This window comes from Klebsiella africana (genome assembly GCF_020526085.1).
GTDB lineage: Bacteria > Pseudomonadota > Gammaproteobacteria > Enterobacterales > Enterobacteriaceae > Klebsiella > Klebsiella africana.
Window position 1 is genome coordinate 2,885,908 of the sequence record NZ_CP084874.1, and the last position, 24,464, is coordinate 2,910,371.

Genomic DNA, 24,464 nt, shown 5'->3' on the forward strand with positions numbered 1-24,464 from the left:
ATCGCCCTGCCATTCAGGAGGACGTTGAAGATCATCATATCTTTTTTGCGCGGATCCCGGTGCGAATTGGCAGTTATTCGCGGCGCAGTCGGCGAGCCAGACGGGTGCCCAGCGTCTGGATAAGCTGGACAATCACAATCAGCACCAGAGCGGTGGTTAGGGTGGCAAAGGCGTCGAAGCGCTGATAGCCATAGGTAATAGCCAGATCCCCGATTCCGCCGCCGCCCACGGTACCCGCCATGGCGGTGGCGCCGAGCAGACCGATGGTCGCCGTGGTGAGGGCCAGAATCAGTGATGCCGCCGCCTCCGGCAGCATAAAGTGCCAGACCGTCTGCAAGGGGGTAGCGCCCATGGCGTCCGCGGCTTCGAGGATCCCCTCATCCACCTCCAGCAGCGAGCTCTCCACCAGCCGGGCAATGTAGGGGGCGACAAAAACGATCAGCGGCACGATGGCCCCCGCGGTGCCGATCGTGGTGCCCACCAGCAGTCGGGTGAAGGGCAGGATCACAATCAGCAAAATGATAAACGGCAGCGAGCGCAGCACGTTAATCAGCGGATTCAGCGCCTGATGCACCACCGGGTTGGCCACGATGCCGCCGGGACGGCAAACCACCAGCACAATCCCCAGCGGGACGCCGATCAGCGCGCCAAAGCCCAGCGAGACGGCGACCATAATCAGGGTGTCATGCAGCGCCAGCAGAAACTGCTCGCCGGTGATGGCGGTATCAATAAGATCAAACATGGGTGATTTTCACTCCTGCATCGGCCAGATGGGTGATGGCGCGTTCGGTTTCGTCAGGCTCGCCGAGGAGCTGCACAATCATAAATCCCAGAATCCGGCCCTGAACTTCGGACATGCTGGCAAACAGGATATTTACCTCGACAGCATACTCGCGGATCAAGTGGTTAATGATCGGCTGCTGCGCCGTCGCGCCGATAAATTCAAGACGTAAAGCCCGGGCGCCGTTATCGCGCTGCAGGAGCGACGCCACCCGCTGCGGCAGGCGGTCGTGCACCACCGACTGCACGAAACTGGCCGTGACCGAATGCTGCGGCTGAGCAAAGAGGTCGAAAACCGTCCCCTGCTCAACGATACGGCCCGCCTGCATCACCGCCACCTTGTGACAGATTTTCTGGATCACCGACATTTCATGGGTGATCAGCACGATGGTGATGCCATACCGGCGATTAATCTCGTGCAAGAGCAGTAAGATCTGCACCGTAGTGTGGGGGTCAAGCGCCGAGGTGGCTTCATCGCACAGCAGCACCGACGGGTTGGTGGCCAGCGCCCGGGCAATACCGACCCGCTGCTTTTGTCCGCCCGACAGCTCATTAGGGTAACTGTGGATTTTGTCGCTCAGATCGACGAACGCCAGCAGTTCCGCAACCCGCGCCTGGATAAAGGCCTTGTCGCGCCCCTGCAAAATAAGCGGGATGGCGATGTTATGGAAAACGGTTTTCGAATTCAGCAGATTAAAATTCTGAAAGATCATGCCGATATCTTTTTTGATCGCCTGCAGGCGCTGGCCGCTACAGGCCTGTAGCGGCTCGCCGTTTAACAGTACCTCGCCCTCGCCAGGCGTTTCCAGACGATTAATCAGCCGTAATAAGGTGCTTTTTCCTGCCCCGCTGTAGCCAATAATGCCGAAAATATCGCCTCGCTCAATGCTGAGATTAATATCCTGCAAGGCCAGAACCGGATGTCCTTTCCTGGAAAAGCTTTTACTGACGTGGCGAAATTCTATCATCGCGTTATTCATTTTAAATAGCCAGGCAGCAGGTAACCATCATACTGCGGATGGCTGAGAATATATTTTTTGAACTCGGCCGAGTGGTAGCCATCGATAATATCTTTGGCAAACTGCGCCTTCTGGTTTTTACCGGCGACGGTCACGACATTAATAAAATGGCTGGTGGCTGTTTCCAGTTTTAATGCCGAGGTCAGGGACATACCGCTGGAGACGGCAAAATTGCCCTGAATCAGGCCATAGTCGACGTCCGGCAGAGCGCGAACCTGCTGGGCATTATCCATCTCTTTTAGGACGATTTTGTAAGGATTATCCACGATGTTACGCTGCGAAAAAGTGGCCGGATCGCTGTCTGGTTTAATTTTCACCCAGCCCAGGCTCTCCAGCACCAGTACCGCGCGATATTCATTCGACGGCTGGTTTGGTACCGACACGACGGTGCCTGCCGCCGGGGTACCCAGGGTGGTCAGTTTCCCACCATACAGCCCCATCGGCGGCGTGGGGACCTGCACAATACCCACGTTATCGATCCCCAGCCGCTCATTAATTGCTTTCAGATATACCGGATGTTGCATAATATTCGCTTCGATATCGCCGCGGGCTACTGCATCATTCACCTGAATACCGTCGCTGAAATCCTTATATTCGATTTTATATCCTTTGCTCAATAAATAGGGCGCGACGCCTTTCTCAAATTGCTCTTTATACGGCCCGGGGTTAAAGCCGACGCGAATAAGATGATCATCGGCGGCGGCATAAAAAGAGGTGACCGACAACAGGGCGAGAGTCATCCCGAGCGCAACTGACTTGTTCATAAGGTATTTTCCTGGAAGGTTGGCGATATTGAGCGATTAAATCACAGCCGACTGTGGGTTGTAAGCCAGAACGCCGGATTTCCTTTTGCTAATTCCTCATTAACTTTTGCTATATCGACATATCCTAAAAACAAGAATCCTTTGCGTATTTTGTTATTTAGCCAGCCGCAATAAATCCCTTAAAGATGGTTAATTATTCGTGATTTAAACCGGGAATATTATGCCTGATTTTACTGCTTCGCCGCTGGTGGACGCCCTGGAAGAGAATCTGTTCAGCCTGCTGGAAAAACTGGCCGCGGAGGTCAACACCGAAGCGCTGCCGCTGATCGATCTTTCCAGCGGCAGTCCGGATCAACCCACGCCACCGGAAGTCATTGACTCACTGCAGCGCGCCATTCATCGTCGTGAAAACCATGGCTACCCGTCGTTCTGGGGCAAACCGCAGGTCCGCGAGGCGATCGCCCGGTTCTATCGCCGGCAGTATGATGTGGAAATCGATCCGCATAGCGAAGTCGCCGTGTTTCAGGGTTCGCATATCGGTATTGGCGGCATCCCGCGGGCGCTGCTCAGACCCGGGCAATTCCTCATCTCCACCGATCCCTGCTATCCGATTTACCGCTCGGCGGCGCTGCAGTCCCAGGCGGCGTTTTATGGCCTGCCGCTCAGGGCTGAGAATCAATTCCTGCCGGATTTTGACGATATCCCCCGGGAGGTCGCTGACAAAGCCGGTTTGGTGGTGCTTAACTACCCGCATAATCCAACCGGCGCCCTTGCCACGCCGGCGCTGTTCGCCAGCGCGCTGCAGTTTGCTCGTCGTCACCAGGTGCCGATCCTGCACGATTTTGCCTATGCGGCCATCGGCAGCGCGGCCAGCGATGCGCCGCTGAGCCTCTTCTCCCAGCCCGACGCCAAAGCGTGGGGAGTGGAAACCTACACTTTTTCCAAGACCTTTAATATGGCCGGCTGGCGCTTCGGCTTCGCGGTCGGCAACGCCTCGATTATCCGGGCGTTTAAAAAGCTGCACACCCATAGCTACAGCACGGTGTTTGGCGCGATTCAGGATGCGGCGATCGCCGCGCTCAACCTGCCGGCCGAACGGATTGCGCAGCTGACGGCGGTCTATCATCACCGTCGGGAGTGGGTTCTGCGTCGACTGGCCGCACTGCGCTGGCCGGCGCGTACCGCACAAGGCACGTTCTTTCTCTGGCTCGGCGTGCCGCCCGGCTACCGTTCGCAGGAGTTTGCCCGCCTGCTGCTACAGGAAGCGCATATTCTGGTGGCGCCGGGCACTGGTTTTGGCGAAGGGGGGAAGGATTTATTCGCATCAGCCTGACCGCAGGGGACGAGGCGCTGAGCAACGCGCTCGACCGTCTTGCCCGGCTGGCGCTGTTTTAGTCCGCCGCCGGGAGAAGCAAAAAACGCAACCCTGGCTGGCGGGGATTACTCGGCTGACGAGTCCATCACCGACAGTACGATTTTGCCCTCAAGATGGCCCTGCGCTGCTCGCTCGTGGGCCCTGCGCGCCTGTGCAAGCGGGAAAACGCTGTCTATAGCAACCCGGATGACCCCGGCGTCCATCAGGTCGGCAAGCAGGGCGAGCTGCGCGCCGCTGGAGCGTACCTGGGTGGTGGAGACCGTCACTCCGCACTGTCGTGCCTCTTCCGCCCCGGCAAAGCCGAGCGGAAAGATCGGGTACAGCGCGCCGCCGTGCCGCAGGGTACGCAGAAAACGGCCGCTGTCCGCCCCGCCTGGCGCATCGATGACCAGATCCAGGTCACGTACCGCCTCCTCAACCGCGGTGGTCGTATAGTCGATAAAAGCATCGGCGCCGATCTGACGCAAAAAGGCTTCATGACAGCCCGCGGCGACGGCAATCACCTCGGCGCCCTGCCACTTAGCCAGCTGCACGGCGAAATGACCAACGCCGCCCGCCGCGCCGTTGACCAGGACGCGTTTACCCGCCAGCGGCACCGGCCGATGCGGCCCCGGCTGCAGCGGATTCGCCACCTCATGCCCGGGATCGATCATGAACTGCCAGGCGGTCAGGAGCGACATCGGCACCGCGGCGGCCTGCTGATGGCTCAGGGTTAGGGGTTTGCGGGCCAGGTCGCTGACCGGCACGCTAACGTACTCGGCGTAAGCACGGCTGCCCCCTGCCGCCCCTTCGGGAAAACGCGCCATGGCGTACACGTCGTCGCCGACCGCCACCTCCCGGACGTCATCCGCCCGCGCCACCACCACCCCGGAGAGATCGGTCCCGAGGATCAAGGGAAAGCGGACCTCGGGCCGCCACTCCGGGGGCAGCTGTTGATAACCATCGCGCAGATAGCTATCCGGGGGGTTCACGCCCACCGCGTGCACCTGCACCAGCACCTCGCCGGCCTGCAGCATCGGTAGTGGCGCATCCTCATAGCTCAGGACTTCCGGCCCGCCAAAGGCGTGCTGTTGAACGGCCTTCATCATCTGCGTCGACATCGCTTTCTCCTCATATGGAAATGCGTTATATTTAACGGAGCACTGTTCCGAATATATGGAGCAGTGCTCCGATTGTCAAGGAACGCCAATGAGAGCTGATGCCAGAAAAAATTATGATCTGTTAATCGAGGTGGCCCGGGACGTCTTCGTGGAGCAAGGCGCCGAGGTCTCGCTGCGCGATATCGCCCGCCGGGCGGGCGTCGGAATGGGAACCCTCTATCGCCACTTTCCCAACCGCGACAGTCTGCTGGAAGCCCTGCTCCGCAGCCGCTTTGCGGCGCTAACCGCCCGGGCTGAGTCGCTTCTGCTCGCCGCCGATCCTGCCACGGCGCTGCTGGAGTGGCTGGCTGAGAGCGTGGCGTTTACCCATCAGCATCGCGGGATCATCGCTCCGCTGATGAGCGCCATCGACGATCCTGAATCCGCCCTGCACAGCGCCTGCGTTGCCCTGCGCGCCGCCGGTACGTCGCTGCTGACCCGCGCGCAGCAGGCCGGGCAGGCACGGCCAGATCTCAGCGGAGACGAACTGTTCGATCTGATCGCCGCGCTTGCCTGGCTGCGGGAGCAGCCGTCCCATGCCCCGCGCGCAGAGCGGATTTTCGCGGTGCTGGCCGATGCGATCCTGACTGCCGGCTAGCGGCAGTCGGTCACCGACGAGACAGCACGCCTGGCGCTAACGAAACGCCCGCCTTTAACGATCAAACGCCCAGCTGGCCGCAGTGGTCAGCGCTCGCTCGAAGGCGGGACGGCCGGGGCCGGCCAGCCAGCCGGCGAAGGTGTACAGCTGCGGGTGCAGCTGACGCATGGCGTCGAGGTCGGCGTGCCCGGCCAGCCGTCCGTCGTCCACCAGCCCTGTCAGCTTATGCAGAAACGGACTGGCGGCCAGCACCTCGTCGGAGAAACGCGAATAGGGGATCGGCCGTCCCGCCGCCGCGGAGAATAACCCCTCCAGCTGACGACCGGTCACGCTGTCGCTGGCGATCTCGAACGTCTTGCCGGCAAACCGCGCCGGCGCGGCAAAAACCGCCGCGACAAGATGGCCGATATCCTCCACCGCCAGCACCTGCATTCTCCCCTCCGGCAACATAAAAAAGTGAAAACGACCTTCATCAAGGCCAAAACCGGGCATCACCAGCAGCTCCATAAAAGTGGCGGGCCGCACGATGGTCGCCGCCAGCGGCAGACTGCGGATATGCCGTTCAATTTCCGCTTTAGTGTCATAATGCGCTACGCCAGTCGGCGTCTCCCCCGCTGCGCTGCCGGAGCTGTACACCAGATGCTTCACCCCGCACTCGACGGCGAGATCGGCAATGGTTATCCCGTAGCGTACCTCCTGCTCATCGGTCACCGTCCCTCCCGGCGAACTGGGCTGGACGCTGAAGACACCGTCGACCCCGGCCATCGCCGACCGCATTGCCGCCCGGTCTTCAAAGGTACCTACCACCAGCTCGGCTCCCCGCGCCGCCAGTGCGACGGCCCCGGCGGAGAAAGGATCCCTGACCAGCGCCCGAACCTGCCAGCCGCGGTGCAGCAGCGCCCGCGCCACCGAGCCGCCCTGCTGACCGGTGGCGCCAAAAACCAACACGCTTTGCGCATTATTCATCACTCTTCCCCTTTATCTGCAGCCTGTTGCCCGGCCTCTCGCCAGCGATATTCACCTTGCTTATCCTCCTCCAGCCAGCCGCAGGAAGGCCCGGCAAAATGCCCGGTGAACCATTGAGCATGATGGCTTGCCCCCCACGCCATCATCTTCCGTCGCGAAGCTTCCGCCTGTCGGGGATCGCCGCAGAACGCTGAGTTCCACTGCGGATGGGCAAACTGGATCGGGGAATGCAGAAGATCGCCGGAGAAACAGGCGTAGTCATCTCCGGCGGCGAGGATCAGCGCGGCATGGTCGGGACTGTGGCCGGGGGTGGGGATAAAGTCGATCCGTCCGCCGACCCGCGGCCGGGTCGCCACATCGACGGTTTCCAGCTGGCCGGCCTCAATCACCGGCAGCAGGCTGTCAAGCCACAGCGCCCGGTAGCGTTCGCTATTTTTCACCCGCGACAGCTCTTTTGCCGAGCACAGATAGCGGGCGTTGGGAAACAGCGGCACCCAGCGATCGTCCTGCCAGACGGTATTCCATCCGACATGGTCGGTATGCAGGTGAGTCAGTAGTACCAGGGTCACGTCCTCCGGGTTCACTCCCGCGGCGCAGAGATTCTCCAGATACGGCGTGTTAAGTTGATGATAGAGCGGATTGCCGCCGCGCTCCCGACCGTTGCCGGTGGCGGTATCAATAACAATCAGATCGTAGGGGGTCTGCACCACCCAGCTGTGGATTGACAGCGCAATCGGCTGAATAACCTTGTCCGCCTCCGCTACCGGGAACGCCTGTGGAAAGAGCGCCGCCGGCTGCAGAGTAATCTCGCGCTCCGGTACTTTGAAAATCAGGCTATCGCCTGTCTGGTAAGTTTGCATCACTCCCTCCGCGCGCATTGCGCTGGTTGATTTATCGGGGTGATATTCACTATGCTGCCGGGATAACCCACATTCAAATTGATTATCATAATGAAGAAAATCATTGAAAATGATTTTAGTCGTATCGATCTGAATCTGTTGACAGTCTTGATGGTGCTGTACCGCGAAGAGAGCGTCACCCGTACCGCAGAGGTGCTGCATCTTGGCCAGCCGGCTATCAGCGGGGCGCTGAAACGCCTGCGCGAGATGTTTGACGACCCGCTGTTCGTGCGCAGCGCCAGAGGCATGCTGCCGACGCCGCGGGCGCAAGCGCTGATGACCGACCTGCAGCCGCTGATGGAAAACCTGCATTCGGCGATGTTTGGCGCCGGGGAGTTCGTCCCGGCGCGCGCGCAGCAGCTTTTTCGCATCGGCCTCAGCGACTGGAGCGAACACTGGCTGATGCCCCCGCTGTTACCCGGGCTGATGCAGGAGGCGCCCGGGGTTTCACTGCAGTCGATAGCCGCCGACCCCTTCCAGGTTCGCCAGTTGCTGGAGGAAGAGCGCATTGATGTCGCGGTGTCTGTCAACAAACAGAGCCGGGGGGAGATCGTCAGCGAGCCGGTGATGACCATGGGAGTCACCACCTTGTGGTCGCCGCAGCAGATCCCTTGCCGCGGCCCGCTGTCGGTGAGCGACTTTGTCGCCTGGGAACACGTAATGGTGGCCTATCGCGAAACCGGCCACGGTGAAATTGACCGCCAGCTCGCCAGCCAGGGGCTCGCGCGGCGCGTGCGCTTTGCCACGCAGAATTTCTCCACCTTTCCCCTGCTGCTGACCACCCTGCCGCTGTTCGCCACCGTCCCGCAGGGGCTGGCGCAGCGCTGGCAGGCGCAGTATGCGCTGCGCACGGACGCCCCGCCGGTAGCGTATCCGGAATTTACGCTGTGCATTTTGCGTCATAAACGGCGGGCGCAGGATCCGGCGCTGAACTGGCTGGTGGCGAGGTTAAAACAGGCCATGCGCGGCCAATAACCGGGCCGATGCCCCGGCATCAGGCCTCGCTGAGCGGGGGTTGCAAAATGCGCCTGCTCCAGTCATAAAACGCGCGCACCGCCGGCGGCAGATAGCGGTTTTGCGGATAGACCAGCGACAAAGGAAGATCAGAAGCGGCCTGCTCCAGACAGGCGACCAGCGCCCCGCTCTGCAGATAAGGTTGCACCAGATAGCTGGCGACGCGGATCAGGCCCAGCCCCTGAATGCCGGCCTGAATGTAGGCATCGGTGTCGTCAACCACCAGCGTCTCCCGCATGCGGATCGCGCAGTCGCCATCATCGAGGGAGAAAAGCCAGTCGATGGTCCGCCCGGTACGGTGATTCAGGTAGCCCACCGCCCGGTGCTGGTGCAGTTCGTCGATGCTCTGCGGCCGGCCGTGGGCTGCGAGCCAGGCCGGCGAGGCGAGGACTATCCAGCGGTAGCGGGCCAGAGGCCGCGCCACCAGGGTGGTGGAATCTTCGATCCGTCCGGTACGGATCACGCAGTCGAATCCCTCCTGAATAATATCTTCCACGTTGTCGCTTGAGCAGAGGATCAGCTCCAGGTCGGGATACTGCTGCAAAAACTCGCCGATCCTCGGCAGAATACAGTGGCGGGCAAGGGATTGCGGCATCCCTACCTTGAACCGCCCGGCGGGCTGAGCCGAGCGCCCGGGGAATGAGGCTTCCATCGCCGCCATCTCGGCCAGCAGCCTTTTACACTCCTCATAGTACCGGCGCCCCTCCGCCGTCACGCTGAGCTTGCGGGTGGTGCGCTGGAGAAGCTGCGCCCCGAGCCAGGCTTCCAGCTCCTTCACCACCCGCGATACCGTGGAGCGCGGCTGCCCGAGCACCTCCGCCGCGCGGGCGAAGCTGTGGGCATCCACAACCGCAACATAGACCTGCATGGCATCCAGTTTATCCATTTCGTTACCCCCCGGCGCTCATTATCCCATTATTACGAACAGTCTAACCCGAAATGCTGCCCTTATCGAATGTCGTCCGCCCCCCTACACTGAGCCCGTAGCCAGCCAACACAGGGCTTAACTGAGCAAGGAGTCAAAATGAAAACTGATAATCTTAATCATGAGGAAAAGGTATTGGTGCTGGGAGCGGGACAACTGGGCGCTGCCGTTCTCGATGCGCTGGTGCCGGCGGTGATCCAGCGCCAGGGCACGGTCTCGGTTATCGTCTCGCCGGGGGCCTGGGATGAAGCCGGCCAGCTGCGGTCAGCAAACCATCAGGCGCTGGCCGACGCCGGAGCCACCTTCCTCGCCGTCGACATCGCCGGTAGCGCCATGGAGACACTGGCCGGTGAGTTTCGCGGATTCACCACCGTGATTAACTGCATGGGGTTTGTCGCCGGTCCGGGGACACAGCTGAAAATCACCCGCGCGGTGCTGGCGGCCGGGGTACCCCGCTATTTTCCCTGGCAGTTTGGCGTCAATTACGATGTGGTCGGCAAAGGCAGCGGCCAGCCGGTCTGGGACGAGCAGTACGATGTCCGGACCCTGCTGCGCGCGCAGCAGGCCACGGAGTGGGTCATTGTCTCCACCGGGATGTTTACCAGCTTTCTCTTCGAACCAGACTTCGATGTGGTGAATTTATCCAACCGAACCCTTCACGCCCTTGGCAGCTGGGATACCCAGGTGACCGTCACCTCACCGGCGGATATTGGCCGCCTGACCACGGCGATTTATCTGCATCAGCCGCGGATCGTCAACGAAGTGGTGTTTGTTGCCGGCGAAACGACCTCTTACCGCCAGCTGGCGGATACCGTGGAGCGCGTAACGCAGCAGACGTTCAGCAAAGCCGTCCACACCCTGCCCGCCCTGCTGGAGCAGCTGCGGACAGACCCGGATGACGCCATGCTGCGCTATCGCGCCGCCTTCGCCCGGGGGGATGGCGTGTGGTGGCCGATGGGCGACACCTGGAATGCCCGCCACCAGCTGCCGACCCAGGACATTGCCGGCTGGCTGCAGGCCGCGCGCTGATTTTCTCTCACAGGACAGAATGACGATGAACAAGTTGATTCCACTGATCGTATTGAGTTGTCTGCTGCCCCTGGCGGCAAATGCCAGAACCATCACCGCCACCGGCGATACCCTGGACCATGCGGAGAGCAAAATCCGCCAGCAGGCCGCCCGCGAGGGCGCAACCGCCTATCGCATTACTGAAGCGCGAATGGGCAACAAAGTGCATATCACGGCGAAAATCGCGGACTAAACCACCGGCGCCAGGCTCAGGGATGAGCTGCCGCCTGCCCGCGCGGCAGGTCAGGCGCTCATTTTTTCCCGCCGACGATCGCGGCCCGGCGGCGCGCCATACAGGCGAGCATACTCCCGGGTAAACTGCGACACACTGATATAGCCCACCTCCCCGGCAGCCTGCGCGATACTCATGCCTTCCGCCAGCATCAGGCGGCGGGCGTGGATCAGGCGCAACTGCTTCTGAAACTGCAGCGGTGACAGCGTGGTCATGGCGCGAAAATGACGGTGAAAGACAGAGACGCTCATCCCGGCGGCATCGGCCAGCGCGTCGACGCTGACTGGCTGCATAAAATCCCGGCGCAGCATCGCCACCGCCCGGCGGATCCGCGCCGAATGGCTGTCCACGGCGCCCAGCGCCCGGATGGCCGGCCCATGGACACTCTGCAACAGCCAGTAATGCAGCTCCCGCCGCAGACCTTCCCCCAGCACCGCCAGCGCCCCCGGTTGTTCAAACAGCCTTGCCAGCCGGTACGCGGCGTCCGTCACATCGGCATTCATCGGTTCGATACCAACGCGGGGCGCTTCCTCCGGCCCTGACGGCCCGGCCTCCTGCAGCTCGCGCAGGATAGCCAGGTCCAGCTCCAGCACCAGCGCGTAATAGGGAAAACGCTGACTGGCCTCGGTGATCTGGCTGGTGGTGGGGACATCCGCGGCAATCACCATCGCCTCGCCCGGACCATAGTCAAAGCTTGCCAGGCCGGTGGTCACGCTCTTGCGCCCCTGGAGCAGCATAGCCACCAGCGGCCTGGCGATAGCCGCCTGCAGGTCACCAGGATGCAGGGCCCGCACCAGAGTAATACCGGGAACCGGGGTAGCCGCCACCCCGCTGCTATCGACATGAGCATCGGCAAACCGGCGGCAGAGATCGAACAGGGCGTCGCGCATACGTTCCTTTCAGGCAAGTTTTAAAGCCTGAGTATGCGCTATTTCCCGGGAAAAGGGAGTGAACGGAGAGAAATGGGCAAAAAATAACAAGGATTGGGCAACCCGGCCTGACGCGCGGCCCCTATTGTAGAGCCTCAACATACCAGAGAGGACCGAACATGACTAAGATTGCACTTATTACCGGCGCCAACCGCGGCCTTGGCCGTCAGACCGCACTGGATATCGCCCGCCAGGGTGGGGATGTCATCGTCACCTACCGCGGCAGTCTCGAACAGGCGGAAGCGGTGGTCGCCGACATCCGCGCCCTGGGGCGCAAGGCCATCGCCCTGCAGCTGGATATGGCGCAAACCGCCAGCTTCCCGGCCTTCGCCGACAGCCTCGGCAGCGCGCTGGCCAGCGTCTGGGGGCGGGCCACTTTCGACCATCTGATCAATAACGCAGGGCACGGCGAATTCGCCCCGCTGGCCGAAACGCGCGAAGCGCAGTTCGACGGGCTGTTTAACGTCCACGTTAAGGGGGTATTTTTCCTCGTACAAACCCTGCTGCCGCTGCTGGCAGACGGCGGACGGATTGTTAACTTTTCCTCCGGGCTGACCCGCGTCTCCTATCCTGGCTTCTCCGCCTACGCCGCCGCCAAAGCGGCCGTGGAGATGCTGAGCGTGTATATGGCCCGCGAGCTGGGCGGGCGCGGTATCACCGTCAATACCATCGCCCCCGGCGCTATCGCCACCGATTTTGGCGGTGGGCTGGTGCGGGACGACGCAGGGGTAAACGCGCAGTTTGCCGCCATGACGGCGCTGGGACGGGTGGGCGTTCCCGAGGATATTGGGCCGATGATCGCCAGCCTGCTGCGCGACGATAACCGCTGGGTGACCGCCCAGCGGATCGAGGTGTCGGGCGGACAAACCATCTGACAACTCAGGCTGGCAGGAGGCGCTCCAGCGCCAGGCCTGCCAGCCGCACGGTCTCCAGAAGACGCGGCAGACTATCCCCTTCCCGCGCTTTCGCCGACAGGCCAAGCATCAGTGTATCCATATAGTCAGTCACCCGCAGCGCGTCCTGCGGACGATGGCGGGCGATATACTGTTGGATTTTGGCTCTGGCCGCAGCATGCCATTCGCCTGCCGCCACCCGGGCGTCAGCATCCTGACAATGTACCCCCTCCAGCACCAGGCAGCCGGCAGCGGCCGGATCGGCCACATAGCGGCGAGCCGCCTCCTGCAGCACGGCGATGAGCGATGCCGCCACCGGCTGGTTGTCTCGCAGCAGGGCGTCGATGGGGATGGCCCCGGTCTGGCTGTAGCGCTGCAGGACGCGGGTATACAGCCCGAGCTTGCTGCCGAAAGCGGCATAAAAGCTCGGGGGGTTGATGCCGAAAGCCTGGGTCAGATCGGCCACGCTCACCGCGTCGTAGCCTCGCGCGTGGAAGAGGCGTTGCGCCGTTTCAATGGCTTGTTCCGCATCAAACTGGCGGGGACGTCCCGGAGTACGCCCTGGTTTTGTAGTGGTCACTATATTAATCCTTGACAGCCTGTTTTGCCGCAGCATATTGTAATCATCACTACAATATCATGAGGTGCGGGATATGACAGCGTTTCACAACAAATCAGTGCTGGTTTTAGGTGGGAGTCGGGGAATTGGCGCGGCGATCGTCAGGCGTTTTGTCGCCGATGGCGCATCGGTGGTGTTTAGCTATTCCGGTTCGCCGGATGCGGCCGAGCGGCTGGCGGCAGAGACCGGCAGCACGGCGGTGCAGGCGGACAGCGCCGATCGCGATGCGGTGATAAGCCTGGTCCGCGACAGCGGCCCGCTGGATGTGTTAGTGGTCAATGCCGGGATCGCGATTTTCGGTGACGCTCTCGAGCAGGACAGCGATGCTATCGATCGCCTGTTCCGCATCAATATTCATGCCCCCTACCATGCCTCCGTGGAAGCGGCGCGCCGGATGCCGGAAGGCGGGCGCATTATTGTCATCGGCTCAGTCAATGGCGATCGCATGCCGGTGCCGGGAATGGCGGCCTATGCGGTCAGCAAATCGGCCCTGCAGGGGCTGGCGCGCGGCCTGGCGCGGGATTTTGGCCCGCGCGGCATTACGGTCAACGTCGTCCAGCCCGGCCCAATTGATACCGATGCCAACCCGGAGAACGGCCCGATGAAAGAGCTGATGCACAGCTTTATGGCGATTAAGCGTCATGGCCGCCCGGAAGAGGTGGCGGGAATGGTGGCGTGGCTGGCCGGTCCGGAGGCGTCGTTTGTTACTGGCGCCATGCACACCATCGACGGGGCGTTTGGCGCCTGATGGCCCAGGGCGGCGCGCGCTTTGCACCGCCGCATGGGCGTACTGGCCCGCAGGGTATCATCAGGCCAGACTGTCGACCGCCATAAAAAAACGATCTTCGGTAAGCATAAGCCGCGCCTCTGGAGACTGGTGCGCCTTGCGGATCATCCAGCCATCCTCCGGCGCCAGGCTCAGATAATACACCTCCCGGGAGCCCGCACCGCCGGGTGTCTCGAGACTCAGCGTCACGATCCCCTTTTCCACGCCATCCAACAGCTGCTGCGGCACGATATTGACGCTGCGCTCGCCGTTTTGCAGACGAATGGCCGGGATATCGTACCGGCAGATGCCGCTGTTGAGGCTGTAGCCAAGGGTGCTCAGGTCGTGGAGATGGCGGGTTGAAATCACCACCTCGATACCGGTTCCGTCAAACCACTGATTTATCTGCTGAGCCAGCGCCGCCATCTGCTGACGAAACCTGGCGATATCCGCGGCGGCCGACCCGTCGAGGACCGCTGTCCGCCGCGGATTTTGCTGTTGCTGCAGTTTCTTAAAAAAACGTTCCCTCGCTGTCACGTTATCTCCCTGTGCTGTGGTGAAGCCGCTGGGGCCGGATGAAGATGATTGTCGCCAGTTCGCTGGTTAACGAAGGTTGAGGGTGAACTGGCGCGATGGCCCCGCCGCAAAGGTTTGTTTTCGACGTTACTTCGCCGCTTCAGGCCTGAGCCGTAGTTGGTTATTTTCGGCGGTGAAAATGCGCGGCTTGTCCGGATCCAATTCCTCACGCGCCAGCAGCTGCTTCCAGGTATTTCTTTCTGTGTCCGGATGGCGGAACAGGCCGACAACCGCCACGAACGTCGCCTCCGCTTCCAGCGGCATATTCAGACTGGCATCCCCTCCGGGACCGATCACCACATCGCGACTGGCGAGGAGATCGGCGGCGAGCAAAATATCCCCCTCCTCCAGCAGTTGCTGGTAAACCAGCCGGTCAAAGGTCTGGCGATCTTTAAGCTGATAGATGCGCACCACCACCGGTTCAGAGAGCGAATGATTCTCTCTGGCATCGGTGTTGAGCGCTTCACGCGCGGTAAAGTCCAGATGCAGTGTATTAATTTGCTTATAAAAAACGGCGTTGAAAGCAGACTTTGTTCCCTCCGAGACGCGCTGGGTGAGCCCGCATCCGCTCAGGCAAAGCGCAAGCAGGGGCAGCAGGCAGGCGGTTTTAGTCAAACTTATACGTAACACGTCGGTTTCCTTGAGATAAGGTGGCAGGCTGCAGGCCCGTATAGGTACCCAGCTCGGTGGTAAAGGTCTGAGGAATATCGTCCTGACTCTCGCCCTCCCCCACGCCCAGCACGCCGTTCATACCGAGCCAGAACGGCTCGTCCCCCAGCGGCGGGACGGCCAGCAGTCGGGTCGGCGCGGTCAGGGTGATGTTGGCCCGGAATCGCCAGCCGAGGTATACCCGCAGCAGGATGAGAAAGTCCCGAAACAGCGGGCCGTCAGGCTTCCAGCCCTGCGCCTCCGCGGGATTGTCGGTGGTAAGGGCGACGAGGAGCTGGCTGCTGGCGTCCATCGCTTCGTCACCCAACGGCGTATTGCCGTCGAGAAAGAAGTCGTCATCGCCGTAAAACCCCAGCGGCTGGCTGATCGCCAGCGGACGCAGGCTATACGGGCTCACCCTGACGGTGGTCTCCGGGGCCAGCAGGGTGACCAGCGCCTGGATCCCTTGCTGGGTTTTGCCCGGCTGACGCAGCACGCCAGTTAGCGCCAGAAAGCGCGACGCCGGCGAGGCGATATGCTGCGTCGTGCCGGGGATGCCCAGCCCCGCCAGGCCCAGCAGCGACTGCGAGAGACGATCGGTGCCGCCGGGCTCAAAGGTGGCGGGCCAGGAGTATTTCCGCCAGATGCGGTAAAACTGCGTCATGATCCGGTGGCTGAAGATATCCAGTAAGCCCTGCAGCGCTTCATGCCCTTCCCTGCGCTGGGCGATATCATCGAGATATGCCGTCGGAAGCGGCGAATCGACACCGTACAACCCCATAAAGGTGGCGCGAATGACCGGCGGCCTGCTGTCATCGGCCTCATCGTATTCCACGGCCTTCAGTTCGCTGGCGGGAAATCCCATTCCCGGATGCGGGTAAAAACGCACCGGATCGTCAGCCGGATGGCTGGTTCCCCCCATCAGCGGTTGGCCGGGACGCCGTTTTTCCAGAAGCTGGCAGAAGCGGTAAAAATTGATCCGCGGCAGGTCGGCCTCCAGCCGCGGGGTCAGCCGGGAATGCGTCGGCTGTGCTTCTCTTCCCATTCCAGTCGTTCTCCGGTTGGTTGCAGAATGATAATCAGGCGGTTGAACAAATAGATGTCGGTGTAGAGCGCGAAGAAGCGGCTAAGCATCTCGCCAAACAGGCATATGTCGCCTCGTCCGGCAAAGCCGTGACTGTCGAGGGTGACTTCAATCTGCACGCCGCGCACCAGATGGCCCTGAGCAAAGCGCTCTGTTGCGCGGTGCTTCACGTCGAGGATGGCTTCCAGACGCCGACGATTCATCTCGCTGTCGGTCCATTCATACAGCGCCAGGGTGCCGCGCAGGACTTCAGCGTTGTCCATCAGGGAAAGAAAACTGCTGCCCAGATGGCTCAGCACCCGCCAGTGAAAACGGTCCTGGGCGGGGGGATAGCACGGCAGCGTCGGCGCGCAGAGGTTACGCACCGCGACGCTGGCCGAAGTGGTTTTCATCACCGTATCGAGCACGGTGCTCTGCAGCGCGCGACGCGGCAGCTGGCCGTTGGTTCCGGTGAGGGTCAGCGACAGGCTTTCATCTTCCGGTACGCTATGATTATCAAAGGCTTCTCCGCCGACGATAAGCCAGGTGTTGTACAGCCCCGAGGGGCCACGGCGCACCCGGGTATGATAGTAATAATCCGCCGCGTCATGACGCATCATGCCGCCTTTGTGGCGAAAACTTGAGAACGGCGCATAAACCTGCTGGTGCGAGGAGATCACGGAATCGACGGTGTAAATTTCGGTGTGGCCGTCCTGCACGCGCATCGGGCGCAGCGGATATTCGGTCTGCAGGGAATTGATGGTCAGCGGATCGGACTCCAGCGGAAAGAGGTTGATCACTGGCACGCAGTGCAGGCGCAACTGCTTTTCGCTGAAGCGGAAGTCATGTTCCCAGCGTTCCGCCAGCACGACATCGATTTCAAACCACGCCATTCCGGCCGGTAAATCCACTGTCTCCAGGCCGCGCAGGTCGATGAACATGAACTTTTCGCGGAAGGTAAAATACTCCAGCAGCAGCTGGTAACCGCGAAAACTGCGGCCATCTTCAGGCCAGAGGCCGTCATCCTCACCAAATCCCAGCGCGCTGAAATACCCGTCCAGCGGCCTTCTGTCCACCTCATCGGGCATGCGCAGCCACATCCGGGCCACATTGAGGGTAAAGGCCTCGTGCATGGCGCAGGCCAGCGGCGCATCGGCGTTGCAATACAGCGGAATATGACTGAGATCGACCTGGCGCCAGTCCGTCAGCTGGCTGCAGGTAAAGCGCAGCGTGATCACCGACCGGCCATCCGTATCGGTAGCCAGCTGGACGCGCTCAAGGGACAACGGCTGCAGAACGAGTGCTTTGGTGGTGGTGTACCGGCAGCGCGTGCCCTTTTCACCGATCGGCCGGGAAAGTACTGCAAAACCTTTGCCTATCGTCATCGATTCTTTCATTTCCGGCCAGTCGGGGGTGAATTCCACGACCGACATCGAGGGAATGGTACGTAAATAATGTGGCCACAGCAGACTGACCACGCCTTCGGTCAGCTCAGGCAGATCGTCATCGAGCTTCTCGCGCATGCGGCCCATCAGGAAGGCAAAACCTTCAAACAGGCGCTCGACAAAAGGGTCGCGGGCGCCCGCTTTGTCGAGATTGAGCATTGCCGCCTGCTCAGGATGCGCGCGGGCAAACTCTTCACCCGCTTCCAGCAGGTAGCGCATTTCAGCGTCGTAATAACGCAAGGTTAAATCGTCCATAAATCACCAGAATGAGTAATAGCTTTCAGATATGCAGAGAACTGCAGGTGCAGGGAGTGCAATGTGAATGATGCGTGAATTATGCGCACAGCACCGCGGCGCGAGCGGGATCCAGAGCGATAAGCCCGGCAAGCAATGACTCCATTTCTGGCAGCAAGCGATTTTTTTCTGCCTCACTGCGCCCGGCTTTGCTTCTGAGCAGCCGGAGTCGGCGGGCTTTGACCTCAAAGATAAGCTCCGGCTTCCATTGTTCGAGCGTCATTTCCCGGGCGCGGCTGTCGAGTTCCGCCAGCAGATGCAGCGCCATTTCATTTTTTCCGTACTGCTCGCTGACCCGCGCCATCAGTAAGCGCATCAGCCACCGATTGCGACTGGTGGTATAGCCCGGCTGTGCCTGTAACCAGTTCAACGCCGACTCAATACCTTCAGCGTCCGCGCGGGTGAGCACTTCTGGCTCCAGCGACAGCACCTCATCAGCGTTGGTCGCCGCCATCACCGGCTCATCTTGCCATCCGGCCATCTCATCCAGGACTCGTTCGTTAAGCCAGTTGAGCGTCACTTCATCGGCAAATGGCGTACCATCGTTAAATGCCAGAGTTTCCAGCCCCGGCAGACGAACCAGCAGCCCTTTCATATCCCGGCACAGGATATCGGCCCGTACACTGTCAGCATCCAGTTTCAGTAGCGCCTGCCAGGCGTACCACTGCACATCCAGCCACAGATGGTTGACGCCTTGCGCCAACAGCGTGTCCGTATGCTCCAGCAGTTCTGACCAACTTTTCTGCAAATACAACCGCTTAAGATGCGCTTTACTCTCAGGCTTGGGAGGCAATAGCCGTGTCCGGCCGGAGGCATCCAGCGGCGGTAACTCCGTTAACGTATCCCAACGCACACTCTTCATCAGATGATGACCTGCCAGCCATCCGCCGGGACACTCGCGCAGATATTTCGCCAGCACCTTAGCCTGATCGAGCAAATCACGACCTGACGTGACGGTATGCATTACCGGTGCGGTGTCTGCATGTTGGGGCAGCAGATCGTGTTCTTCGCGGCTGGTCTGCGGCACCAGACTGCGGGCTCCGCCGTTTTGCACCAGGCGGTTCTCCAGTATCTGATATAGCCCGGAAAGATCGGGGCGGGATGCCTCCGCCAAGCCGGAAAAAGAGGCTTCCGCCAGCAATAACGCCCCGATAATGACCTGCATAGTGGTCATGTCCACTTCCGGATAAAGAGACAAAGTGTCCGACATCCGGCGACTGCCAAGCCATTCCAGCGCCGATTTACAGCTACGTTCACGCTGGGGATGGAGCATAGCCCCAAACCGCTCAAGCATTGCCGCCAGCAGCGTAACGCCCTCCGCCAGACCGGTTTCGCCATCGCGCTGCAGACGCGCCCAAACGTAAAAGGTGATCACGCGCAGATCCTTGCAGGTCTGAGTCAGCAGTTTTTCTGCCAGCTGGCAAATCAGTTCGGTATCGACACCGGAGATCTTATTGACCTCCTCGCGGATACGCTGAAAATCATCGTCATAGCCCGGATCGCTCCCGGTGGGCTGGCTATCACTGATTGGCGCAAGCCAGGACTGCCACTGAGTCTGGCGTGACCGGGCCTGCTGGCGCAGTACGCTTTCATCCAACTGACTGGCGGCAACCAGATTTTGTAAAATACTCATAATTCCATCTCATCCATGTCACTATTCCCTCCCCCCGTCGTCAGGGCATGTGCGCTCTCAGCCGCATCGACACTAAAAATCTGATCCGGCAGGGTCAATCCGCGCAGCGCCAGAAGCACCAGTGGGCCGCTCCCAAGCTGAGAGCGCAATACCCACTGCAGGGTGCGACCATCCGGGGCGGTGAAGCTCATCATCCACTGGCTGCGATCCAGCGGATGGCGCTTACCCTGCTCCAGCCAGCGAATAAAACCCCAGGTACCGCTGTAGTCACCGAACAGACGCGTGCCCGCATTGACGGTGGTCCAGGTCAGCAGAGTGCCGGGTTTATACGTCTCCCCCGGCCAGCGGAAAGTCTGCCAGTCGGCCATTTGATTGAAATAGCGCAGCTTTTGGCCGTCTATCGTCAGCTGTGTCTCGACAACCTCCGGGGCAGGCCTGGCCTGTAACTCAAAGCTGATCCCCTGGCTGCCGTCGGTGAAAAGAATGTCGGACAGCTGGCTTAGCTGGTTGATCGCGCGCAGAAAGGCCGGATTAAAGACCAGGCCGTGACTGTTGACCTTATCCGGCACCCACTGACTGCCTTCTTTATGCAGGACACCGTTCAGCTCCGTCGTGAGAAAACGTTCGATCCGCCCGCTGTCCTTGCGCACAAACTCAGCCAGCATCGGCAGGGAGGCATCGCTTTTGCTGGCGGCAAACGGAAAGCGTCCGTCAAAGGCGGTGTGCCAGTTGGCCACCACCGAGCGGCGCCATTTATCATTCAGACTGGCCGCCGACGGCAGAAGCACGGTTTCCCAGGCCTGAGTCAGCGGCTGCACAAACAGAGTATTACCGAAGCCACTCCACTCTTCGCCAAGGCTTGCCGAAATCAGGCTACCGTACTGTTGCGTGTCGGTCAGGTCGACGCTTTTCCCCTGGAAGACGGTCTGCGCCAGGACCTGCATCATTTCCTGCGGATCGGAGGCATTCGCAACCTGCTGCAGGCGCAGGCGCACGCGGGTGATACGGGTCAGATAGGTTTGCAGGCTCAGGGTGCTATCGGCCGACATGACGTTGCTGCCGGTGTTTTTCCCCATCAGCTGGAGTAGTGGGCCGAAGGTGTCATCCAGAGGCCCCTGCGGGCCGGCGGCCGACTGGTCGATCACCGGCTTGTCTTTCCCGCCCACCAGGTCTTTGGCCGATTTAATAAGGCTGTCCGACAGCCCCTCCCTTTGTTGCCCCGCCTGCCCCTGCCAGGCAAGGGTATTCATCAGGGCAATCAGCGGCGACTGGCGGACATCGCTTATTAGCGTGAGCTGGTCGGTAACATCGGCGATATTGGTCGTCGGGTTGAGTCGCAGACTGTTGAGAAAATTCAGCCAGCTGCCAGCGAAATCGGTGAAGTAGCGTCGGGTCAGACGCGCTTTCAGCGCCTGCGGCGACAGGTCTGTCGACACCGTTTTGCGCGAATCGCTCAGCACCCAGTCGATTTCCTCCCGGCGCGAGCTGGCTGCCTTATCAATGGCCTGCTGAATGCCGCCTTCCCATGCCTGGCGGGTAAACATCCCCGGGACCACTTCATCGGTGGTAAACAGCCGGCGCGCATCGGTGCCACTGGTCATGTCTTCCAGCGACACATCGGCAAAATTACGACGCACGGATTTAAGCATGTTCTCATATAAGGTGCTTTCGGCATTGCGGCGACCTAGCTGCTGCAACAGAACCTGACGGCTCTGACTCACCCGTTGCGCATCCGGGATGATCTTCCACTCTGGCCGCTCGGGCAGCAGGGAGAGATAAAAGGCCCACAAATCCGGCGCCAGACTTTGCCACAGACCGGTCGAGATCCCCATTCGCGTCGGCTGGACCTTTTTCATGGTCTGCGCAAAAAATGCGCCATCGGCTTTATCCGGACGAGCCATCATCAGCCAGGCTTTCAGCTGGTCATAGCCCGGTTTCGCCAGCCTGGCTCGTTGGTCGCTATTGGGGGCGGAGTTGACCAGCGCGCTGAGCGCCTGCTGCAACGCGGCATTGGCCGGGTCACGTATCAGGCGATGATTTGCCACACCGTACCAGGGTAGGACGGCGTTTAATAGTTGCTGATGATGGTCCAGACCAAAGCGCCGATACCAGGGAGCGCCATTCTGCCCATCGTGCACGAGACGGCCGGCCTCATTGCGCAGGGCATGGAGGGCCGTCAGTTGATAGTCAGAAACGGAGGGGTGGGCCACCAGGTCGCGGGCTTTTCCCGCGACTGTAGCAATCTGGCTGTAATTAAGGGCAAAGGAGAGCAGCAGTCCCGCTGCCCACAGGCCGAGGATGGCCAGCAGACCGCACGCCAGGCCCCGCTCCCATGCCATTCCCACGTGATGCCCGCGTAAACGGCCGCAGTCATCGACGATCCCCTGCCAGGTCGCGGGCAGCGTCAGGAGATGAGGCTGGTTCGCAGGCAGGGCATCAGCTTCCTGATACGGATCTACGGTACGAGGCTCTGGCAGGCTAAACATCAGGCCACGCAGCGCAAGCCGCTGCCGCGAGGCGGTCAGCCACGGCGCCAGCTGCCAGCGCCATTGCGCGATCCCCCCGTCGATAAGCCGCTGCCCCAGACGCAGCAGAAAGTCGTGGCGGGTCTCCTCCGCGATCTGGCGCATCCCCTGCTCCCGCAGCGTGGGCAGCATCTGCGCAAGCTGACGGGCGACATCGTCCTCGGTAGCGCGTAACGGGAAGCTAACCCCTACCGCCTGCACCGCGCGGTCAGCCTGCGGCCACTCACTGTCGCACAGTTTCCACAGCCAGACCGGGGCGGCATAGCGCAGCAGTTCGCTGATTTTTTCCAGCCCGCGCAGGTCGCTCTCACTTATCTGCGGCGTCAGGGTGAGAGACGACGGCATCACCCGCACAATTCCGTCCAGAGGACGACCACGACGCAGCTTGCGCAGCGCGGCGTATTTTTCTTGGTCGGGCTCTGTGATCAGGTTACCGCCGTAAATCAGCACAGTGCGGTTACCTTCAAGCCACTGCTGCTGACGCAGACCAGGCGCCAGTTGTTCGATTGCTGCATCGTCGCCGGTGACCAGCAGCAGGCGGACTTTGCGGCGCCAGCGCAGGCGGTAACGTGCGTGAAGGTGCTTTTTCAGCGGGGCATAAAGGGCTTCGCCCCCGGCAGGCCTGGTGGGTTGCCGCACAGGCGCGGCTGAAGGCTTAACCTTATCTTTTATCAGCAGTCGAAAGGCCATAAACCCCAGTACCAGCAGGCTGAGTGCCATCCCCCAGATAATAAAGCCCGTGGCGATAAGCGGGCGCAGCGTTTCCCACTGCGTGGCACGATCCATCGCCCACAGCCACCATGCCAGCCCGCCCAGGAGCACCACAAGCGTGACCGCAGCAATACAGACGATAACCGTAGCCGCCACAGAGATAGCTACAGGTTTATTGACGTTGTCCATCAGGTTTTACAATTCCAATTGCGAGGGTATTCAAGGGATCGCGGGCTAGCCAGCCACACGGTTGTTGGTAGTGCGCGGCGTAGATCGCCGCCAGCGACAGAACGGTCAAGCCTTCCATCTCGCCGATGTCTCCCCAACAGGCATCCTGGCGATACAGGTTGATATCCCAACCGCTGTGCGCCAGCGTTTCCAGTCCCGGCTGAAAAAACAGCGCACAGGCTTCCGGGGGGCCGCTCAGTTCGTTCTGCTCCAGCACACGAGCGGCTACAGCAGTCAGGGCCTCCCCTTTTTCTGCGCAATAGATTTCCCCCCTGGTCAGGAGCACCGGGCCGTCCCGTCCGGCGAGCCACATTACCGCAGATTCTCCGGCGGGTTTTACGGCCCCCGGCTGGGCGACAACCACCTGACATCCGGCGATAAGCACAGTGTCATGGGGGTCAGCTTCCGCCAGAGCGTGTGTTATCTCCGCGAGGCTGGCCTCCCCACGCCAGGCATGCGGGCGTGATGGTAGTGTCATCTGCGCAACAGTGAGGGTCATCTGTGCACGAAACGCCTGCCAGGCGAGCTCCGTTCCCTGCCAGTAGCAACGCAGCGGCGGCGTAAGCGTTCTTTCACTGCGCTGTCGTTGCCATTCCATCACCAGTAGTTCCGCCAGCCGTTTTTCGCGGGCGATAGCCTCAGAAACTGAAAGGTATGGCGCTCGCAGCGCCCTGCCGCCGCCCTCGTTCTCTTCCTCTGGCGGACGCTGGTGACGGCTTAGCACCCGCAGCCAGTCAGTGGTCGTTTTGCCCATGGGCCCCAGCAACAGACCTTCCTGTAACCCGATCGGCTGCCGATGCTCCGCCCACCATTGCTGTTGTTCGTATGCTACCAGTTGGTCATAGAACCTGGCGTTATGCACGCTCATGCGGTAGTACAGCAGCCGGATCAACCAGCCGGTACCCGCCAGCACCAGAGCCAACAGGATCCCGGTGGCGGCCAGGGCGCTTTTTCCTTCTGCCGAGGGAAGTAAAGCGCTGACCCCGCCGCTAAGCAGGACCAGCAGGGCCGAAGCCGATAGCCACCTGGCCGTACCAGGCGGTCGCGCGTCTCCGTACGGGGGATACTCCGGTACCGGCCTCACTGATCAACCCCGCAGTCTGGGTTAGAGCTGACCAGCGTGCAGCCGCAGGCGCAGCGATGACCGTGCAGCGCAACCGGCTGGCCATCAATCGTGGTTCGTGCGCTGCCTTCAGCAATGGTCGTCATACCGTGTTTGTTACACTTGACCGGGTCGCCCTTGCAGGCGAATCCCAGACCAAAACACTGATAATGCCCCATCAGCACCCTGCCCCCATACTCCCGCAGGGTATCGCCTTTGCGAATGACTTTATTCATCGGATCCTCCTTATCCG

23 protein-coding genes and 1 pseudogene are annotated in these 24,464 nt (G+C 61.0%); 7 read left to right on the forward strand and 17 right to left on the reverse strand.

Features of this window, described 5'->3' with window-relative positions; genetic code table 11:
- Positions 1–73: 73 nt before the first annotated feature.
- Genes LGL98_RS14110 through LGL98_RS14120 form a run of 3 tightly spaced genes read right to left on the reverse strand, consistent with a single transcriptional unit; the run spans position 74 to position 2,563 of the window.
- Positions 74–742, reverse strand: coding sequence for a methionine ABC transporter permease (locus LGL98_RS14110; RefSeq protein WP_064159577.1), 669 nt, complete (start codon positions 740–742; stop codon positions 74–76).
- On the reverse strand, positions 735–1,748 hold the full coding sequence (locus LGL98_RS14115; RefSeq protein WP_136032988.1) for a methionine ABC transporter ATP-binding protein: 1,014 nt from the start codon (positions 1,746–1,748) through the stop codon (positions 735–737). The genes LGL98_RS14110 and LGL98_RS14115 overlap by 8 nt, the downstream gene beginning before the upstream one ends.
- A gap of 8 nt (positions 1,749–1,756) precedes the next feature.
- Complete coding sequence (locus LGL98_RS14120) at positions 1,757–2,563, reverse strand: MetQ/NlpA family ABC transporter substrate-binding protein (protein WP_136032987.1); 807 nt, start codon at positions 2,561–2,563, stop codon at positions 1,757–1,759.
- Positions 2,564–2,783: 220 nt separating this feature from the next.
- On the opposite strand from LGL98_RS14120, the pseudogene LGL98_RS14125 reads away from it, so the two are divergent.
- Positions 2,784–3,958 (forward strand): annotated as a pseudogene (locus LGL98_RS14125) (aminotransferase class I/II-fold pyridoxal phosphate-dependent enzyme).
- Between the two features lie 45 nt (positions 3,959–4,003).
- Here LGL98_RS14125 and LGL98_RS14130 read toward each other — a convergent pair.
- Positions 4,004–5,038 carry an NADP-dependent oxidoreductase gene (locus LGL98_RS14130; RefSeq protein ID WP_136032985.1) on the reverse strand — a complete coding sequence of 345 codons (1,035 nt, stop codon included), beginning with the start codon at positions 5,036–5,038 and terminating at the stop codon, positions 4,004–4,006.
- Positions 5,039–5,126: 88 nt separating this feature from the next.
- Between LGL98_RS14130 and LGL98_RS14135 the strand changes: the two genes are divergently transcribed.
- On the forward strand, positions 5,127–5,675 hold the full coding sequence (locus tag LGL98_RS14135; RefSeq protein WP_136032983.1) for a TetR/AcrR family transcriptional regulator: 549 nt from the start codon (positions 5,127–5,129) through the stop codon (positions 5,673–5,675).
- Between the two features lie 54 nt (positions 5,676–5,729).
- On the opposite strand, the gene LGL98_RS14140 is transcribed toward LGL98_RS14135, so the two are convergent.
- A complete protein-coding gene (locus tag LGL98_RS14140) occupies positions 5,730–6,641 on the reverse strand; it encodes an NmrA/HSCARG family protein (protein ID WP_136032981.1) in 912 nt (303 codons plus the stop codon).
- Positions 6,641–7,504 carry an MBL fold metallo-hydrolase gene (locus LGL98_RS14145; protein ID WP_168435352.1) on the reverse strand — a complete coding sequence of 288 codons (864 nt, stop codon included), beginning with the start codon at positions 7,502–7,504 and terminating at the stop codon, positions 6,641–6,643. Before LGL98_RS14145 ends, LGL98_RS14140 begins: the two co-directional genes overlap by 1 nt.
- Positions 7,505–7,591: 87 nt before the next feature.
- Here LGL98_RS14145 and LGL98_RS14150 point away from each other — a divergent pair, with 87 nt between their 5' ends.
- Positions 7,592–8,515, forward strand: coding sequence for a LysR family transcriptional regulator (locus tag LGL98_RS14150; protein ID WP_136032977.1), 924 nt, complete (start codon positions 7,592–7,594; stop codon positions 8,513–8,515).
- 19 nt (positions 8,516–8,534) lie between these two features.
- Here the strand turns inward: LGL98_RS14150 and LGL98_RS14155 are convergent, their stop codons facing one another.
- Entirely contained in the window at positions 8,535–9,440 is a 906-nt protein-coding gene (locus LGL98_RS14155) for a LysR family transcriptional regulator (protein WP_136032975.1), read from the reverse strand.
- A gap of 138 nt (positions 9,441–9,578) precedes the next feature.
- Here LGL98_RS14155 and LGL98_RS14160 point away from each other — a divergent pair, with 138 nt between their 5' ends.
- Positions 9,579–10,508 carry an aromatic alcohol reductase gene (locus tag LGL98_RS14160; protein WP_136032973.1) on the forward strand — a complete coding sequence of 310 codons (930 nt, stop codon included), beginning with the start codon at positions 9,579–9,581 and terminating at the stop codon, positions 10,506–10,508.
- A 25-nt stretch (positions 10,509–10,533) separates the two neighbouring features.
- The gene (locus tag LGL98_RS14165) at positions 10,534–10,740 is read left to right on the forward strand and encodes a YdgH/BhsA/McbA family protein (RefSeq protein WP_012968391.1); all 207 of its coding nucleotides are present in this window, start codon (positions 10,534–10,536) and stop codon (positions 10,738–10,740) included.
- Between the two features lie 50 nt (positions 10,741–10,790).
- Here the strand turns inward: LGL98_RS14165 and LGL98_RS14170 are convergent, their stop codons facing one another.
- The gene (locus tag LGL98_RS14170) at positions 10,791–11,669 is read right to left on the reverse strand and encodes an AraC family transcriptional regulator (RefSeq protein ID WP_136032971.1); all 879 of its coding nucleotides are present in this window, start codon (positions 11,667–11,669) and stop codon (positions 10,791–10,793) included.
- Positions 11,670–11,827: 158 nt separating this feature from the next.
- Between LGL98_RS14170 and LGL98_RS14175 the strand changes: the two genes are divergently transcribed.
- Positions 11,828–12,583 carry an SDR family NAD(P)-dependent oxidoreductase gene (locus LGL98_RS14175; RefSeq protein WP_136032969.1) on the forward strand — a complete coding sequence of 252 codons (756 nt, stop codon included), beginning with the start codon at positions 11,828–11,830 and terminating at the stop codon, positions 12,581–12,583.
- Positions 12,584–12,587: 4 nt separating this feature from the next.
- Here LGL98_RS14175 and LGL98_RS14180 read toward each other — a convergent pair whose 3' ends face one another.
- Positions 12,588–13,181, reverse strand: a complete 594-nt coding sequence (locus tag LGL98_RS14180) for a TetR/AcrR family transcriptional regulator (RefSeq protein ID WP_136032967.1) — start codon at positions 13,179–13,181, stop codon at positions 12,588–12,590.
- A gap of 73 nt (positions 13,182–13,254) precedes the next feature.
- Here LGL98_RS14180 and bdcA point away from each other — a divergent pair, with 73 nt between their 5' ends.
- The gene (gene bdcA, locus LGL98_RS14185) at positions 13,255–13,968 is read left to right on the forward strand and encodes an SDR family oxidoreductase (protein WP_136032965.1); all 714 of its coding nucleotides are present in this window, start codon (positions 13,255–13,257) and stop codon (positions 13,966–13,968) included.
- Positions 13,969–14,028: 60 nt separating this feature from the next.
- On the opposite strand, the gene LGL98_RS14190 is transcribed toward bdcA, so the two are convergent.
- The 8 genes from LGL98_RS14190 to LGL98_RS14225 all read right to left on the reverse strand — a co-directional run bounded on the left by LGL98_RS14190 (position 14,029) and on the right by LGL98_RS14225 (position 24,447).
- Complete coding sequence (locus tag LGL98_RS14190) at positions 14,029–14,523, reverse strand: hypothetical protein (RefSeq protein WP_136032962.1); 495 nt, start codon at positions 14,521–14,523, stop codon at positions 14,029–14,031.
- A gap of 126 nt (positions 14,524–14,649) precedes the next feature.
- A complete protein-coding gene (tssJ, locus tag LGL98_RS14195) occupies positions 14,650–15,192 on the reverse strand; it encodes a type VI secretion system lipoprotein TssJ (protein WP_136032960.1) in 543 nt (180 codons plus the stop codon).
- A complete protein-coding gene (gene tssG, locus LGL98_RS14200) occupies positions 15,170–16,255 on the reverse strand; it encodes a type VI secretion system baseplate subunit TssG (protein ID WP_136032958.1) in 1,086 nt (361 codons plus the stop codon). Before tssG ends, tssJ begins: the two co-directional genes overlap by 23 nt.
- On the reverse strand, positions 16,219–17,973 hold the full coding sequence (gene tssF, locus LGL98_RS14205) for a type VI secretion system baseplate subunit TssF (RefSeq protein ID WP_136032956.1): 1,755 nt from the start codon (positions 17,971–17,973) through the stop codon (positions 16,219–16,221). Before tssF ends, tssG begins: the two co-directional genes overlap by 37 nt.
- Before the next feature lie 79 nt (positions 17,974–18,052).
- Positions 18,053–19,645 (reverse strand): type VI secretion system protein TssA, encoded by a 1,593-nt coding sequence (tssA, locus tag LGL98_RS14210; RefSeq protein WP_136032953.1) that lies wholly within the window; start codon positions 19,643–19,645, stop codon positions 18,053–18,055.
- Positions 19,642–23,070 carry an ImcF-related family protein gene (locus LGL98_RS14215; protein WP_136032951.1) on the reverse strand — a complete coding sequence of 1,143 codons (3,429 nt, stop codon included), beginning with the start codon at positions 23,068–23,070 and terminating at the stop codon, positions 19,642–19,644. Before LGL98_RS14215 ends, tssA begins: the two co-directional genes overlap by 4 nt.
- Entirely contained in the window at positions 23,054–24,193 is a 1,140-nt protein-coding gene (locus tag LGL98_RS14220) for a KPHS_23130 family T6SS system protein (RefSeq protein ID WP_136032949.1), read from the reverse strand. Before LGL98_RS14220 ends, LGL98_RS14215 begins: the two co-directional genes overlap by 17 nt.
- Complete coding sequence (locus tag LGL98_RS14225; protein WP_002902252.1) at positions 24,190–24,447, reverse strand: PAAR domain-containing protein; 258 nt, start codon at positions 24,445–24,447, stop codon at positions 24,190–24,192. The genes LGL98_RS14220 and LGL98_RS14225 overlap by 4 nt, the downstream gene beginning before the upstream one ends.
- Positions 24,448–24,464: the final 17 nt, after the last annotated feature.